At 61.9% G+C, this 15,945-nt stretch carries 13 protein-coding genes and 1 riboswitch; of the genes, 9 read left to right on the top strand and 4 right to left on the bottom strand.

Annotation, left to right across the window (positions count from 1 at the left end; all coding sequences use genetic code 11):
- Window positions 1-175: 175 nt before the first annotated feature.
- The 9 genes from ATN84_RS13525 (at window position 176) to ATN84_RS13485 (ending at window position 11,330) form a co-directional block, all read left to right on the top strand.
- Window positions 176-919: a PRC-barrel domain-containing protein gene (locus tag ATN84_RS13525; RefSeq protein ID WP_068882176.1), complete on the top strand. Its 744-nt coding sequence runs from the start codon at window positions 176-178 to the stop codon at window positions 917-919.
- A 130-nt stretch (window positions 920-1,049) separates the two neighbouring features.
- Entirely contained in the window at window positions 1,050-2,444 is a 1,395-nt protein-coding gene (locus ATN84_RS13520; RefSeq protein WP_082766285.1) for an acetyl-CoA C-acetyltransferase, read from the top strand.
- Complete coding sequence (locus tag ATN84_RS13515; RefSeq protein ID WP_068882175.1) at window positions 2,444-4,549, top strand: 3-hydroxyacyl-CoA dehydrogenase NAD-binding domain-containing protein; 2,106 nt, start codon at window positions 2,444-2,446, stop codon at window positions 4,547-4,549. The genes ATN84_RS13520 and ATN84_RS13515 overlap by 1 nt, the downstream gene beginning before the upstream one ends.
- Before the next feature lie 48 nt (window positions 4,550-4,597).
- Window positions 4,598-5,179 carry a cytochrome c oxidase assembly protein gene (locus ATN84_RS13510; RefSeq protein WP_068882174.1) on the top strand — a complete coding sequence of 194 codons (582 nt, stop codon included), beginning with the start codon at window positions 4,598-4,600 and terminating at the stop codon, window positions 5,177-5,179.
- The gene (locus ATN84_RS13505) at window positions 5,176-6,327 is read left to right on the top strand and encodes a c-type cytochrome (RefSeq protein ID WP_068882173.1); all 1,152 of its coding nucleotides are present in this window, start codon (window positions 5,176-5,178) and stop codon (window positions 6,325-6,327) included. The genes ATN84_RS13510 and ATN84_RS13505 overlap by 4 nt, the downstream gene beginning before the upstream one ends.
- On the top strand, window positions 6,324-7,319 hold the full coding sequence (locus ATN84_RS13500) for a cytochrome c oxidase subunit II (protein ID WP_068882172.1): 996 nt from the start codon (window positions 6,324-6,326) through the stop codon (window positions 7,317-7,319). Before ATN84_RS13505 ends, ATN84_RS13500 begins: the two co-directional genes overlap by 4 nt.
- 5 nt (window positions 7,320-7,324) lie before the next feature.
- Complete coding sequence (locus tag ATN84_RS13495; protein ID WP_068882641.1) at window positions 7,325-8,383, top strand: sodium:calcium antiporter; 1,059 nt, start codon at window positions 7,325-7,327, stop codon at window positions 8,381-8,383.
- Window positions 8,384-8,389: 6 nt separating this feature from the next.
- Window positions 8,390-10,930, top strand: a complete 2,541-nt coding sequence (ctaD, locus tag ATN84_RS13490) for a cytochrome c oxidase subunit I (RefSeq protein ID WP_068882171.1) — start codon at window positions 8,390-8,392, stop codon at window positions 10,928-10,930.
- A gap of 13 nt (window positions 10,931-10,943) precedes the next feature.
- Window positions 10,944-11,330, top strand: a complete 387-nt coding sequence (locus ATN84_RS13485) for a hypothetical protein (protein ID WP_068882170.1) — start codon at window positions 10,944-10,946, stop codon at window positions 11,328-11,330.
- A gap of 3 nt (window positions 11,331-11,333) precedes the next feature.
- Here ATN84_RS13485 and ATN84_RS13480 read toward each other — a convergent pair whose 3' ends face one another.
- The 4 genes from ATN84_RS13480 to ATN84_RS13465 all read right to left on the bottom strand — a co-directional run bounded on the left by ATN84_RS13480 (window position 11,334) and on the right by ATN84_RS13465 (window position 15,934).
- On the bottom strand, window positions 11,334-12,338 hold the full coding sequence (locus ATN84_RS13480) for a FecCD family ABC transporter permease (RefSeq protein WP_425287402.1): 1,005 nt from the start codon (window positions 12,336-12,338) through the stop codon (window positions 11,334-11,336).
- Window positions 12,339-12,370: 32 nt separating this feature from the next.
- Window positions 12,371-13,417: an ABC transporter substrate-binding protein gene (locus tag ATN84_RS13475; RefSeq protein WP_068882168.1), complete on the bottom strand. Its 1,047-nt coding sequence runs from the start codon at window positions 13,415-13,417 to the stop codon at window positions 12,371-12,373.
- Between the two features lie 161 nt (window positions 13,418-13,578).
- Window positions 13,579-13,825: riboswitch (cobalamin riboswitch) on the bottom strand.
- Between the two features lie 209 nt (window positions 13,826-14,034).
- Window positions 14,035-15,111 (bottom strand): ABC transporter ATP-binding protein, encoded by a 1,077-nt coding sequence (locus ATN84_RS13470; RefSeq protein WP_068882640.1) that lies wholly within the window; start codon window positions 15,109-15,111, stop codon window positions 14,035-14,037.
- A 10-nt stretch (window positions 15,112-15,121) separates the two neighbouring features.
- On the bottom strand, window positions 15,122-15,934 hold the full coding sequence (locus ATN84_RS13465) for a carbohydrate ABC transporter permease (protein WP_068882167.1): 813 nt from the start codon (window positions 15,932-15,934) through the stop codon (window positions 15,122-15,124).
- Window positions 15,935-15,945: the final 11 nt, after the last annotated feature.

Below are 15,945 nucleotides of genomic sequence, written 5' to 3'. Positions count from 1 at the left end.
AGCAACAGTTATAGTCCGGCCCATCGGCAATGCCAGTGAGAGACTTGAACAATTATTCAATTTTAAAAACTGGCTTTACGCCTCTGTGCATTCTCCGCGATCCATGAGCTGACTGCCAAGGAACGAACATCGTCTCCTTCCGTTTAGAATTAGGTTCATCCGGAGGACTCTGACGATGTTGTGGAATGCATCCAACCTGATCGGCTACACGATCGATGCCACTGATGGCGCGATCGGTTCCGTGGACGATTTTCTTTTTGATGACCGGGAATGGACGATCCGCTGGCTTGTTGTGGACACCGGCACCTGGCTGAGCGGGCGAAAGGTGCTCCTTCCGCCGAAGGCGGTCGCCGAGCCGGAGATGCCGCACCGGGCATTCCCCGCCAATGTGACCAAGCAGCAGGTGAAGGACAGCCCGGAGATCGATACCGACGCGCCGGTCTCGCGCCATCACGAGAACAATCTTTATGGCCATTATGGCTGGGAACCTTACTGGGTCGGATATCCGCCCGTGGGCGCGGGCCTGACCATCCTCCCGCGGCCGGTCGAGACACCACCGATCGCCGGAGAGGAGGAGACCGATGAGGGAGACCCCCATCTATGCTCCACCGAGGAGGTTACCGGCTATTATATCCAGGCGAAGGATGGCGATATCGGTCACATCGAGGAATTCCTGATCGATCTGGACAACTGGACCATCCGCTATCTCGTCGTCGATACCAGGAACTGGTGGCCGGGAAAGAAGGTCCTTGTCGCTCCCCGCGCGGTCACCAGCGTCGACTGGGCGAAAGAGATGGTGGATGTGAACCTGACACGCGATCAGGTCAAGAACGCACCCGAATATGACCCCACGCAAGCCGTCGACCGCCTCTATGAGGAACGCTACCACGGCTATTACGGATATCCGCGCTATTGGTGATGAAGTCCGCAGATCACTGTAGATTTCGGCAATGGCATGTTCGATCCGCATGCAATCCATGGTATAGAGGCCTGCCCTCTCCTTAGGGATCAAGCCGATCCGAAATTCTGCCAGTAGACGGGAATACGTGATGGCCCAGAAACCGAAACCCGCCGCCGCCCCGCCAAAAACAAGAACCCGGACGCGCCCGTCGAAGCCCGCCAAATCAGCCGCATCGGCCATCGGCGGAGACACGGCCGCCGTTGGCCGGCCTGTCTATCTCGTCGACGGCACGCGGACGCCTTTTCTGCGCGCCCGCGGCAAGCCGGGCCCCTTCACCCCGGTCGATCTCGCCGTCCAGTGCGGGCGGCCGCTTCTCGCCCGCCAGTCCTTTTCGCCGGAAACCTTCGACATGGTCATCCTTGGCTGCGTCAACGTGATCGCCGACGAGATGAACCCGGCGCGCGTCGCAGCCCTCCGGCTCGGCATGGGCGCGGCGATGCCCGCCTTCACCGTCCAGATCAATTGCGGCTCGGGCATGCAGTCCATCGACACCGCCTTCCGCATGATAGAGGTAGGCAAGGTGGATATGATCCTGGCCGGCGGTGCTGAAGCCCTGTCGCATTCGCCGCTGGTGTTGAGTCAGGAGGCGACGAAATGGTTCGCCCGGTTTGCGTCGGAGAAGACCGCCTGGGGCAAGACCGCCGCGCTGGCTGATTTCCGCCCGGAAATGGCGAAGCCCGTCATCGGGCTGGAGCGCGGGCTGACCGATCCCATGACGGAGCTCAACATGGGCCAGACGGCGGAGATGATCGGCCATCTCTTCGGCATCACACGGCAAGCGGCCGATGCCTATGCGCTGGAGAGCCACCAACGACTGTCGCGGGCGCATCAGGAAGGCTTCCTCGATGGCGAACTCATCCCGGCGGTCAGCCGCGGCGGCGAACTTTACGATCATGATGATGGCGTGCGGCCCGACACCTCCTTGGAGAAGCTGGCAAGCCTCAAACCCGTTTTCGAAAAGCCCTATGGCAACGTCACCGCCGGCAATTCCTCCCAGATCACCGACGGCGCCTCCTGGGTCATCCTCGCCTCCGAAGAGGCGGTGAGGAAACACAAGCTCAAGCCGCTCGCCCGCATCATCGATGCCGAATGGTCGGCGCTCGACCCGTCGATCATGGGGCTCGGGCCGACGCTTTGCTGTACGGCGCTGATGAAACGCCGGGGCCTTGCCCGCGAGGATATCGACCTCTGGGAGTTGAACGAGGCCTTCGCCGCGCAGGTGCTGGCCTGCCTTGCCGCATGGGAGGATGAGCAATATTGCCGTGACGTGCTCGGGCTCGAAGGCACCTTCGGCCCCATCGATCGCGACCGGCTCAATGTAGACGGCGGGGCGATCAGCCTCGGCCACCCCGTCGGCGCGAGCGGCAACCGCATCGTGCTTCACCTCGTCAACGCCATGCGTCGTCTTGGCCTCAAGCGCGGCATGGCCACCGAATGCATCGGTGGCGGCCAGGGCGGCGCGATGCTTCTGGAGGTCGTCTGATGCCCGTCACCGACACATCCGTATGGAACACGCTCGCCCCTCGCAACATGGAGCTCGGTCCGCGCTCCGGCTCGGCGAATATCCTGACCGATTGGCGGATCATCAAGGGCGACGACGACATCGTCTGGCTGATCCTCGACAGATCAGATGAAAGCACCAACACCCTGTCGGAGGCCGTCCTGGCCGAACTCGACACGGCGCTGGACGATATCTCAGGCATGGGCGCCAAGGGCCTGGTCATCCGCTCGGCCAAGAAGAACGGTTTCGTCGCCGGCGCCGATATCCGCGATTTCAGGGGCGTGACCGCGCAAGAGGAGCAGGAGGTCGAAAAGCGCATGACGCGTGCGCACGAGATCGTCGACCGCCTGGCGGCGCTCGACATCCCCACGGTCGCCGTCATCCATGGCCATTGCCTCGGCGGCGGGCTGGAACTCGCGCTTGCCTGCAGATATCGTCTCGCCATCAGCGATGCCAAGCTCGGCTTCCCCGAAGTGCTGCTCGGCCTGCATCCGGGCCTCGGCGGCACCTTCCGCCTGACGTCGCTGATCGATCCCGTCGAGGCGATGACCATGATGCTGACTGGAAGGACCGTGCACGCGAAGAAGGCGAAATCGCTTGGCCTGGTCGATACGGTGATCGAGGAGCGTCATGTCGAGAATGCTGTGCGTGCGGCAGTCTCCGGGAATGTGAAGACCCGCCGCGGCAGCCTCAAATCCGGTGTTTTCGGCTTTCAGCCGGCCCGCCAGATTGCCGCCCGGCAGATGCGGGCCCAGGCGGAGAAGCATGCGCCGCAGCAGCATTATCCCGCGCCCTATCGCCTCATCGATCTCTGGGAGGAGCATGGCGGCGACGCCAGGGCGATGCAGAAGGCGGAGATCAAATCCTTCTCACAACTGCTCGTCGGCGACACCGCGCAAAACCTGATCCGCGTCTTCTTCCTTCGCGAGAAGCTGAAAGGTGCCGCCAAGGGTGAAAGCGGCATCCGCCATGTCCATGTCATCGGCGCCGGCACGATGGGCGGCGACATCGCCGCCTGGTGCGCCGCGCGCGGCCTCTCGGTTTCGCTCTCCGATCTCGATCGCAATGCGATGGCCGGGGCGATCGGGCGGGCGGCGGAGTTCTACGGCAAGAAGCTTCATTCGGGCATCGAGCGGCGCGACGCGCTCGACCGGCTGATGCCGGATTTCGAGCAATCCGGCATAGCGAAGGCTGACCTCATCATTGAGGCGATTGCCGAAAAGGCCGACATAAAACGCCGGGTTTTCGAGGCGATTGCACCGAAAATGAAGAAAAATGCACTTCTCGCCACCAACACATCGAGCATTCCACTCGAGACGTTGCGTGAGAACCTGCCTTTCGCGGATCGTCTGGTCGGCCTGCATTTCTTCAATCCAGTCGCAAAGATGGAACTGGTCGAAATTGTCGCCCACGATCAGGCAAGCCGGTCGACGCTCGATAGGGCACGCGCCTTTTGCGGCGCGATCAGCAAATTGCCCGCCACGGTGAAAAGCGCGCCAGGTTTCCTCGTCAACCGGGCGCTGACGCCTTATCTGGTCGAGGCCTTTGTCATGCTGGACGAGGGAACCGCCAAGGAGACGATCGACCGCGCCGCCACCGATTTCGGCATGCCGATGGGGCCGATCGAACTGGCCGACCGTGTCGGTCTCGATATCTGCCTCGAAGTCGCCCGCATGCTCAAGGAGAGCCTTGGTGGCGCCATGCCTGAAATTCCAGCGTGGCTCGCGCAGAAGGTCGAGGCAGGTGAAACCGGTCGGAAGGCCGGCACGGGGCTCTACGACTATGACGACAAGGGTCGGCCGAAAAAGGCATCCGATACGGCCGCACCCAGTCCTGAAATGGCGGACCGCCTCATCCTGCCGATGCTCAACACCTGCGTGGCCTGCCTGCGCGAAGGCATCGTGGAGGACGCGGACATGCTCGACGGCGCAATGATCTTCGCCACCGGCTTCGCGCCGTTCCGCGGCGGCCCCATCCACTATGCCCGCACCCGCGGCGCAGAAGACATCGTAGCCACATTGAAACGCTTCGAGCAGCAGTACGGCCTCCGCTTTGCTCCCGACGAAGGCTGGAAAAACCTGGCGTAAGCGCCTGACCGCGGAGGAACATTTAAGAACGCCGCACGTTTGGCGAGAATGTTCAATGCCTTAGGCCCATTGACCACGCAGATGGTCACGCACATCGTTCTGATGAATGCCTGCGCTCCCGTGGTGGCGCTGGCATGCGTGAGGGTTTGGCCGGAGTATCGGATACCGGGCCGCACCCTGCTCTTTCCCGCCATGATCACGCAGCTGGTCCTGTTGTGGGCATGGCACGCACCGCCGGCGCTTGATGCCGCCATGCGGTCGCACCTCCTGCATCTCGCCATGCAGGCCTCTCTTTTTCTATCCGCTTTCTGGTTCTGGTCGGCCATCTTCCGGATAAATGGACACCGGCGCTGGCGGGCCATTTTGGCCCTTCTCATCACCAGCAAGATATTCTGCCTGCTGGGCGTTCTCTTCGTCTTCGCGCCACGCATCCTTTATCCCGGCATTCTCTCGGGCCACGGGGCAACGCATCTTTCCACACTCGCCGATCAGCAACTGGCGGGCCTGCTGATGCTCGCCGCCTGCCCGGCGACCTATGTGCTGGCCGGCATCGTCATCGCTGCCCTGTGGTTCGATGAGATTGCCAGGATGAATAAGCCCGCCGACGATATGCGCGAGGCCCGTGCATGATCCCGAAGACGATTCTGGGGTGGAAACGACTGGCCCTTGCCACTGGTATCTTGATCACCTTCCTGATCGTCGGCATCGCCGTTTTCATATGGTCCGGTTTCTATAACGTCGCGGCAACGCGTGAGCATTTAGCCATCACCACATGGATTCTCGATAAATTGCGCCGCCAATCCGTCGAGACGCGGAGCTATTTCGTCGAGAATCCGCCGCCACTCGACGGTTCCGACTTGATCATCCTGGGCGCCGCGCATTTCGAAGGCAGTTGCGCGCCCTGCCATGGCAGGCCGGGCGAGTCTGCCAGCGTGATCGTCTCCGGCATGCTGCCTCCCCCGCCGCCACTCGCCGGGGCCGTTGCCCGCCAGACGCCGGAAGAAGTGTTCTGGATCGTCAAGCACGGCCTCAAATATACCGGCATGCCGGCCTGGCCCGCACAGCGACGCGACGACGAGGTCTGGGCGCTGACCGCATTCCTGAAACAATTGCCCCGTGACGTAACGAAGGACTATCGCCGATTGTCCGGGGTGAGCCGCCTTTCCAACGAGAGCAACGAGAAGCCGACACATGGCAGCGGCACAGCAGCACTGACGCAATGCATCCGCTGCCATGACGATGCGGCTGAGGAGACGATCAGCGATCTGGTTCCGAAGCTTGCCGGACAGTCCCAGGATTATCTCCTGCGCACGCTCACCGAATATGCGGCGGGCACGCGCCCGAGCGGCATCATGCAGCCCGTGGCGGGAAGCCTCGACGCGAATGAAATGCGCAGGCTCGCCGCCTATTATGCCGGGCTCGGACCAAAGCCGCATCGGGATGAGGATCGGCCCGACGCGAAGAGCCTGGAGCGGGGGCGCATGCTCGCCATCAATGGCGATGCAGGAAGCGGTGTCCCGTCCTGTCTCGCCTGCCATTCGCGTAGCCGAGCCCCCGCCTTTCCCTCGCTGGCCGGTCAGCATGCCGATTATATCGCCGGGCAATTGCGACTGTGGCAGAAGGGTGGACGCGACGCGACAGGCTACGGCCAGATCATGGCCACCGTCGCGCGACGCCTGACCGAGGAGCAGATATCGGACGTCGCCGCCTATTTCGCTTCCCTCCCCTCCAATGATGGATTGGAAAGACCGGCATTGCCGACGGAGGCCGGGCAATGAGGCGAGGCTCCCCGCAATGGCTGGCTGCTGGAACGGCGCTCGTTCTCGTAAGCGGATGCGCCGGCGTCCAGTCAGCACTCGATCCCACAGGCGCCGAGGCGGCCAGGATCAACACGCTCTCATGGGTGCTCATCCTGTTCTGCACCGCCGTCTTCATCGTCACCGCCATCATCGCGGCAGTGGCGCTGTTCGGAAGCGAGCGATGGCGCCGCCGGCTCGCCGGCGACAGACTGGTGGTCGGCGCCGGGCTGATCTTTCCCGCGGTGACACTGACCTTTCTCCTTGCCTACGGCATCATCGTCCTGGGCATGGGCGGCGGCTCTGCCGGTGCGTCAGGCAGCTTGCGCATATCGGTCGTTGGCGAACGCTGGTGGTGGCGCGTCATCTACCACGATGAAAACGGCCACCGCGTGGAAAACGCCAACGAGTTGCGCCTTCCCGTAGGCCGGCCTGTCCGGATCGATCTCACCTCGGCGGATGTGATCCACTCCTTCTGGGTGCCGAAGCTCGCGGGAAAACTCGACATGATCCCCGGACGCGTCAACACGCTGACCCTTAATGTCCACCAGCCTGGCGTCAGCCGGGGACAATGCGCGGAATATTGCGGTGGTCCCCACGCGCTGATGTCGTTCTTCGTCATCGCAATGCCCGAAGAAGATTTCTCAGCCTGGCTCGCCAATGAAGCGAAACAGGCGAAGGAACCGATGGGAAACCCGGAGACTAGAGGACGCGAGCTCTTTCTGGCGAGCGGTTGTGGTGCCTGCCACACAGTACGGGGCACTACCGCAAACGGCACCATCGGCCCCGACCTGACCCATGTCGGCAGCAGGCATTCGCTCGCCGCCGCCACATTGCCCAACAATGCGGATGCCTTCGCCCGCTGGATCCGCGACGGCCAGCACATCAAGCCGGAAAATTTGATGCCGGCCTACCGCATCTTCACCGACGAGGAGCTGGCCAGCCTCTCGTCCTATCTCGCGCACTTGCGGTGACCGCCATGCCTGATTTCACCAGCATCAGTCTCTGGCTCAACATCGCAATCTTTGCCGGCGCGGCAGCAAGCGTCTGGTTTGCCGGTGTCAGAATCACCGGCCATGCCGAGACCATCAGCAGAAAAACAGGGATCGGCCATGCTGCCATCGGCATGATCCTGCTCGCCGGCGTCACCTCGCTGCCGGAGATCGGCGTCACCCTCACCGCATCGCTCAGCGGCAATTCGAGTCTGGCCATCAACAATCTCTTCGGCAGCATAGCAATGCAGGTCACGGTTCTGGCGCTCGTCGATTTCACGATCGGCCACCGGGCACTGACGGCGGTCGTTCCCGAGCCGCGCGTGATGTTGCAGGGCGTATTGAACATCATCCTTCTCGCCTTCGTCGCCGCCGGCATGGTGGTCAACGATGTCGGATTTTTCGGAATAGGTCTTTGGGCCTGGGGATGTCTCGGTCTCTACATCGCCAGCATTTGGCTATTGTCGCGCGAACAGGATCGTCGGCCGTGGCTCGCCGCACGTAAAGGCAAGGTCGAACAGCATCTCCTTGAAGAAGGGCAAGCGAAAGAAAGCGAAGACGGTGCGGAAGATCTCTCTCTTTCCGGCCTCATCTGGCGCACGACCGCGCTTGCCCTGGTCATCCTCGTGGCGGGTTATCTCCTGTCACAGACGGGCGATGCGATAGCCCGACAGACCGGACTGGGGGCGAGCTTTGTCGGGTTTGTCCTTGTCGCCATCTCCACCTCGCTTCCCGAGCTGAGCACGGCACTGACGGCAGCCCGACGCGGCCTGTTCACCCTGGCGATCTCCGACATATTGGGCACCAATCTCATCAATGTAGGGCTGGTTTTCGTCATCGATGCGGCCTCCTCCGGCCAGCCGGTCCTCAACACCGTCGGCAGCTTCTCGATTTTCGGCGCCCTGCTCGGCATCATTGTCACGGCCCTTTTCCTCGGCGGGCTCGCCGAGCGCCGCGACACCACCATCGCCCGCATCGGGCTCGATTCAGCGATTGTCACCATCGTCTATCTCGGCGGCCTTGTCCTGCTCTATCAATTGCGGTGAACGGTAATGGAAAACGAAAGACGCCTCGACCTGCCGAACCAGACGCCCCGCCCTGAGGGCGAGCTCGAAGAGCTCGAGCGTGTATGGGCGACACCACGTGGATGGCGCATCGTGACGACGGTGAACAACACCGAGATCGGCCTCCTCTATATCGGCATCGCCTTCCTGTTCTTCCTGATGGCCGGCGTTCTGGCGCTTCTCATGCGGACGCAGCTTGCAACAAGCGACAACGATTTCATAGGCCAGGAACTCTATAATCAGATGTTCACGGTCCACGGCACGACGATGATGTTCCTTTTCGCCGTGCCCGCTGTCGAGGCGCTCGGCGTCATGCTGCTGCCGCAGATGCTGGCCGCACGCGATCTCCCCTTTCCCCGACTCAGCGCATTCGCCATCTGGGCCTATGTGATCGGCGGCCTCGTCTTCTTCTCGACGATCCTCTACGATCTGGCGCCCGCCGGCGGCTGGTTCATGTATCCGCCGCTGACGCTGAAGGAATATTCCCCCGGCGATAACGCCGATTTCTGGCTGCTTGGCATCGGCTTCATCGAGATATCGGCGATCGCCGGCGCGGTCGAGATCGTTGTCGGCGCGCTGCGCACCCGCCCACCCGGCATGACGCTTGCGAAAATGCCGATCTTCGCCTGGTCGATGCTGATCTTCGCCAGCATGATCATGTTCGCCTTCCCGGCGGTCATCCTCGCGACCATGATGCTGGAAATCGAACGCTCCTTCGGCTGGCCCTTCTTCACCGCGGCCAAGGGAGGCGATTCCCTTCTCTGGCAGCACCTCTTCTGGTTCTTCGGCCACCCGGAAGTCTATATCATCTTCCTGCCGGCCGCCGGCCTGGTCTCGATGATGGTGCCGACCATGGCGCGTACCCCGCTCGTCGGCTATCGCCTGATCGTCATAGCCCTGATCGCCACCGGCTTTTTCTCCTTCGGCCTGTGGGTGCACCACATGTTCACGACAGGCATTCCCGCGCTGAGCCTCGCCTTCTTTTCCGCAGCGAGCATGGCGGTCGCCATTCCCTCCGGCATCCAGGTCTTCTCCTGGATCGCCACCATCGCCGCCAGCCGCGAGAAATTCCGCATCACGACGCCATCGCTGTTCATTCTGGGATTCCTGTTCATCTTCACCATTGGCGGCCTCACCGGCGTGATGGTCGCCATGGTGCCGTTCGATTTCCAGGTTCACGACACCTATTTTGTCGTCGCCCATTTCCACTATGTGCTGGTCGGTGGAATGGTGTTCCCGCTATTTGCCACCTTCTATTACTGGATGCCGATGGCGAGCAGGAACATGCTGTCGGAGCGCCTTGGACGATGGGTGTTCTGGCTGATGTTCGCAGGCTTCAACATCGCCTTTTTTCCCATGCACCTGACAGGGCTCCTCGGCATGCCGAGACGCGTCTGGACCTATCCGGGGGAACTCGGCTGGGACACGCTGAATATGATCTCGACGATCGGCTCCTATATCCTCGGCGCAGGCGTGCTGCTGTTCGTCATCGACCTGATCCGGCGCTTCCGCCCCGGCCGGGGCGGTCCTGAGAACCCATGGCAGGCAGGGACGCTCGAATGGCTGCCGAATGATGTCTATTCGACGCGCAGTATTCCGCTGGTCACCAGCCGCGAGCCGATTTGGGACCAGCCGAACCTCGCCGATGATGTGCGGGAGGGACGCTATTATCTGCCGAACGCGCCGACCGGCGGACGCGAGACGATCGTCACGTCTCCGATCGACGCAAAACCGCAATATGTGATCCGGATGCCGGGTTCGGCATGGTCACCCTTTCTGGCGGCGATCTTCACGGCCGCCTTCTTCCTGCTTCTGACCGTCAAATTCGTTACGATCGCCCTCGTCTGCGGTGTGCTTGCCATCGCCTTCTGCCTCGTCTGGACATGGCCCCTCGATCACGGGCCGTCCAGGGGGCCGGTCGATATCGGCGGCGGCATCAGCCTGCCCACCTACATGTCCGGCCCGACGTCGCATTCCTGGTGGGCAATGGTCGTGCTGATGTTCGTCGCAGGCTCGCTCTATCTCTCCTATGTCTTTTCCTATCTTTTCCTGTGGACCGTATCACCGGAGGTGTGGTCACCTACCGGCTCACCCGCGCTCCCTGGATTGCCATGGCCGGCAGCGTCAGCGCTTCTTCTATTGGCGGGTTCGGCGCTGATCTTCCTTGCCGATCGTCTGCTTCCGCAGCCCGGGAAAGGGCGGGTAGCGGTGCCCGTCGCGATTTTTCTCGCCGTGGCCTGCCTCGTCGGATCGCTGGGCGTCGAACTCGCAGGCCATTTGCGAACAGGCCTGGCACCCACCGCCAATTCCTATGGCGCCATGGTCTATATGGCGGCCGCGCTGTTTGGACAGATGGTGTTCACATTGGTCATCTTCGGCGGATACACCATCGCACGATATGTCGCCGGAAAACTTGACCGGGAGCGGCGCGTTACCTTCGATAACATGCGGCTGCTCTATTACTACACAGCCGCGCAATCCCTGTTCGGCCTGATGCTGATCCATGGCTTCCCCCGGCTCGTCAATTGAGAAAGGCGAAGAGATGAAAGCTGGAAACGATGCCGGTCCGGTCGCCGGGGCAATCCTCTACCTGCTGATCGGGCCGATCGTCTGGGCGGCTCATCTCCTGCTGGTCTACGGACCGCAATCCGCCCTCTGCGCCTTCCGGATCACCGGCACGGCGGCGGTAGATCCATGGCTGATATCGGTGCTGGTGGCCGGCGTGACCGTGATTGCAATGGCGGCGGTCGGGCTCACCCTTTGGCGTCCACGCCGAATGGCGCGGCTCTTCCGCTTTAACGCCGCTTCCGACGGCGACCGTTCTTTCGTTATATCGGTCATGCGGATATTGGGCGTGCTCTCGCTCTTCGGCATCGCATGGGCCGGCGCCACGACGCTGTTGCTCGATCCCTGTGCTCAACTCCGGTGACGCTCAGACTGTCCTTCTCGCGCGATAGAGGATGATCGCGAAAGCCGGCGCACCGAACAGCGCCGTCACCACGCCGATCGGCAAAATCTGCTGCGGGACGATGATCCTAGAGAGGACGTCCGCCAGCACCATGAAGATCGCCCCCGAGATCACCGCCGCCGGGATGAGACGCAGATGCATCGGGCCGACGATGAAGCGAGCGGCGTGCGGGATGACGAGACCGACGAAGCCGATCGAACCGACGATGCTGACCATGGCGGCCGTCATGAGAGAGGTGAGCCCCAAGAGGACGATCCGCACCCGGGCGACCGGGACGCCCAGTGCCGCCGCTCCATCCGATCCGAAAGTGAAGGCGTCGAGCGCCCGCGCATGGAGCAGGCAGACGGCGAAGCCGCCGATCGCCACTGGCGCGGCGAGATAGACATCCGGCCAGCGGACGCCGCCGAGACTGCCGAGCAGCCAGAACATCACGCCGCGCGCCTGTTCGGCATTGGCCGATGTGGTGACGATATAGGATGTGAGGGCGTTGAAGAGCTGCGAGCCGGCGACCCCCGCCAGGATGATCCGATCATGACCGCCGCCGGAACCGGCGGCAAGAATGGATACCAAGCCAAATGCACCGATTGCCCCGATGAAAGCCCCGCTCGACAGGGTGAGCATGCCATGACCGAAGCCCAGGATCATCACCGCCACCGCGCCTGTCGAAGCACCGGCGGAAATGCCGAGCACATAGGGCTCGGCCAGCGGATTGCGCAACAGGGCCTGCAGGATGACACCGGAAAGCGCCAGCGCCGCTCCGCAGCAGGCGGCAACCAGCGCGCGGCTCAACCGATAATTCCAGATGATGCCCTCATGAATGCCGCTCAGCACAAATTCCGTGCCGAACAGCCGATTGGCGATGGCCTTGAAAGTCGTCGCGGGAGGAATCGCCATCTCGCCGAGGGAAACCGCCATGGCGATGGAGACGATAAGTGCCGCGATCGAAAGAACGGCAAACGAGGCATACATGCCCCGCCTGCCCCGCTGCATGGGATGGATGCTCAATTCGTCAGCCCGAATTGCCTGATGCCGTCGGCGAGCGCCTCGATCCCGTCGATCGTGCGGATCGTCGGGTTCATCGATTGCGCATCCATCATGACGAAGTGCTTCTTCCGGACGGTGTCGAGCTGACCGGTGACAGGATCGGATTCAAGAAACCCGATCTTCACTGCCGGATCGTCGGCGGCATAGCGGCGCCGATCCATCTCCGCGATAACGATCACTGCCGGATCCTTGCCGACGATGGTCTCCCAGCTGACGAGCGGCCATTCCTCTTCCGTATCGATCACATTCTTCGCGCCGAGCGCCTGCAGGATATAGGCAGGCGCACCGTTCTTGCCGGCGATGAAGGCATCACCCTTGAGGTCCTTGCTGGAGAACCAGAACACGATGGGCAGCCCCGCCGCCTTGGTCCCGGCGACCGAGGCGATGGCTTCCGCCTCGCGTTTTTTCAGATCGGCCACGAGCTGCTCGCCGCGCTCCTGGACATCGAATATCCCCGCCAGTTCGCGGATCTCCTGATAGACAAGCTCCATCGTGAACGGCACCTTGCGGACGCCGTCGCCCCCGCCGGAATTGTCCTTGGCAACGCAATCCGCAGGCGAGACATAGGTCGGGATATCAAGCTCGGAGAACTGCTCGCGCGTGCCGACCGCACCATTCGGGCCGACATCCCACTCGAACTGGACGGCGACCAGATCCGGCTCCTGTCCGACCACCGATTCGAAGCTCGGGCTGTTGTCGGCAAGCCGCCTGATCTTTTCATTCTGGCTTTCGAACCCTTTAAGAACAGGGCCGACCCACACGGCGGTACCCACCATCTTGTCGGCGAGGCCGAGCGACAGCAGGATTTCGGTGCTGCTCTGGCCGATGGTGACCGCCCTCTCCGGCGCCTTGTTGAAGGTGACCGGGACGCCGCAATTCTGAAGCGTCAGCGGATATTTCGTTTGTTCGGCGGCATCGCCTGTTGAAACGCTGGCAATGAGGCCGAAAAGGCTGGCAATAGCGAAAGCGCCCCCCCGGAGGCGCCGTGGATTGGAATTTTGCATGGTTTTCCCCTTTGATGATCCAGGCCGTGCGGAACTTATGCTTCAGGCCGATATCGGCGATGACCGATCAAGCGGAGGGAAAACGAGTTGATAAAGCCGGCAGACCGGCTGAAAGGCTTTGCCATGATGTCTCCTCTACGGGCAACCCCGCCCGTGAATTGGATTTTTCGACTTCGACGGCAGGTCTCCTGGCTTGCGGATATCTGCTTCACATCTGCCTTCCCGTCGGGAATGAACCCGACAGTGGCATGACATCCTCTAGGAGAAGGACGTCACGAGGACGCTCGGCAATCCGCTCACAGTTGCGGGGGCAGCCACGGTCTTGGTCCCTATTGGGTCGTCCGCACCGTGTTCCCTATTAATCCCCTGGAAGTCCTTCCTCGGGGAACCGTCACCCACGTTTTAGGCCCGTCAGAAGCCTGCCGTCAAGATGAAGGGACGGCACGATTTCACCTCATCCGAATACCCGCCTGGGCTCCCCTTGAATTCACTCCGACGAAACGGCCCGTAACCGAACCATCTCGACCTTCAACATCTCGTCTTGTAACGTAATAACATATCAAGTCAAGCTATCGGATCTGCCTTGCCTGCACCAGCGGAATCAGGCCAAGATCTGCTCAGCCAGAGACGGCAAGTTCCGTTTCGCGGTCGAACAGATGAATATTCCGGGGAGAGATATGGAGACGGACGGCCCCTCCCTTTTCCACGCCGGGCCTGCCACTATGCGCCACCACCAGTTGCTGTGCACCGACAGCCACCATGATGAAAGTCATGCTGCCGGTGGATTCGACGCTTGCAACCACCGCATCGATAGCGAGACTCCCCGCAACAGGTGTTAGTGACAAATGCTCGGGCCTGAGACCTGCCCACAAGCGCGCTCCGGGAGCGAGCTTGCGATCGAGCACGAGCATCGTCGCCGCATCGCCTTCGATCGTGAGCGAATGGCCGTCCGGACTGACAATGGCGGGAATAAAGTTCATGGCGGGCGAGCCGATGAAGCCGGCGACGAATTTGTTGGCCGGCTTGTCGTAGAGGTCGAGCGGACTTCCCTGCTGCTCTACCACGCCGGCGCGCATGACCACGATATGATCGGCCATCGTCATCGCCTCGACCTGATCGTGCGTGACATAGACCGAAGTCGCCTTCAGCCGCTCATGCAGCTTACGGATCTCCGAGCGCATATGGACCCGTAGCGCCGCATCGAGATTGGAGAGCGGTTCGTCGAACAGGAACACCTTGGGGTTGCGCACGATAGCGCGTCCCATGGCGACGCGCTGCCGCTGGCCGCCCGAAAGCGCCTTCGGCAGACGGTCGAGCAGGCTGCCAAGACCCAGCGTCTCGGCCGCCGCTCGCGTCCGCTCGGCGATCTCCGGCTTGGGTCGGCGTTTGAGCCGCATCGAATAGTTCATGTTATGCTCCACATCCATATGCGGATAGAGCGCATAAGACTGGAACACCATGGCGACGTCGCGCTCACGCGGCGGCTTGCCTATGACGCTTGTCCCCGCGATGCGGATATCGCCGGAGCTCGTCTTCTCCAGCCCCGCCAGCGTGCGCAGCAATGTCGACTTGCCACAGCCGGACGGGCCGACAAGCGCAACGAACGAACCTCGCGGAATGGCGATATTGATATCCTTCAGCGCGTGAAATCCGGCATAATGCTTGTTGAGACGGTCGATTTCGATCTGAAGCATGGAGATCACCTCATTTCAGCGCGCCGGCGGTCAGGCCGCTGACGATGCGCCGTTGCAGCAGCATGAAAACAATAAGGATGGGCGTCACATAGATAGCGGCATAGGTCATGATGCCGTTCCAGTCATTGGCGTTGGGTCCCATGAAGGTCTGCAGGCCAACCGTCGCCGTCTGCAGCTCGTTTTTCGCGATCAGCGAGCGCGCATAGACATATTCGCCGAAGGACTGCAGGAAGATCAGCACCGAAGTGACGAGGATGCCGTTCCTCGCAAGCGGCAGCATGATGTTGAAGAACGCCCCGACGCGCGAGGAGCCGTCCACGAGCGCCGCATCCTCCAGCTCGCGCGGCACCTGCACGAAGGTGGCGCGGCAGAGCACGATATAAAGCGGCAGCACCTTTGCCGTCTGCGCCAGGATGACCGCAAGGCGCGGGCTTGCCAGCAGGCCGAGCTGATTGAACGCGACGAAGATTGGCGTCACCATCAGCGAGGATGGCAGCACCTGCATCATGAGGATGGCGAAGAGCGCCATGTCCATCCAGATATTGCGCACCCGCGCCAGCACATAGGCGCATCCGGTCCCAAGCAGTGTCACAAGGACGGTGACGCCGACGGCGATCAGCAGCGAATTCCAGATATATCGTCCCATGTCCCGCTCCTTCCACACCTGGAGGAAGTTCCATTGCGGGTCGCTGGGCCAGAAGCTCGGCGGATACTGGAAGATTTCCGAGCTTCCCTTGAAGGCCGTCAGATACATCCAGTAGAGCGGGAAGAGATAGACCGCCGTGATGGTGAGGCCGATGAGAAAGAGAACATAGCGTTTCATCTGCCCGGGCC

It is taken from the genome of Paramesorhizobium deserti (assembly GCF_001558695.1).
In the GTDB taxonomy this organism is placed as follows: domain Bacteria; phylum Pseudomonadota; class Alphaproteobacteria; order Rhizobiales; family Rhizobiaceae; genus Paramesorhizobium; species Paramesorhizobium deserti.
This window is presented reverse-complemented; position numbering and strand designations above follow the sequence as displayed.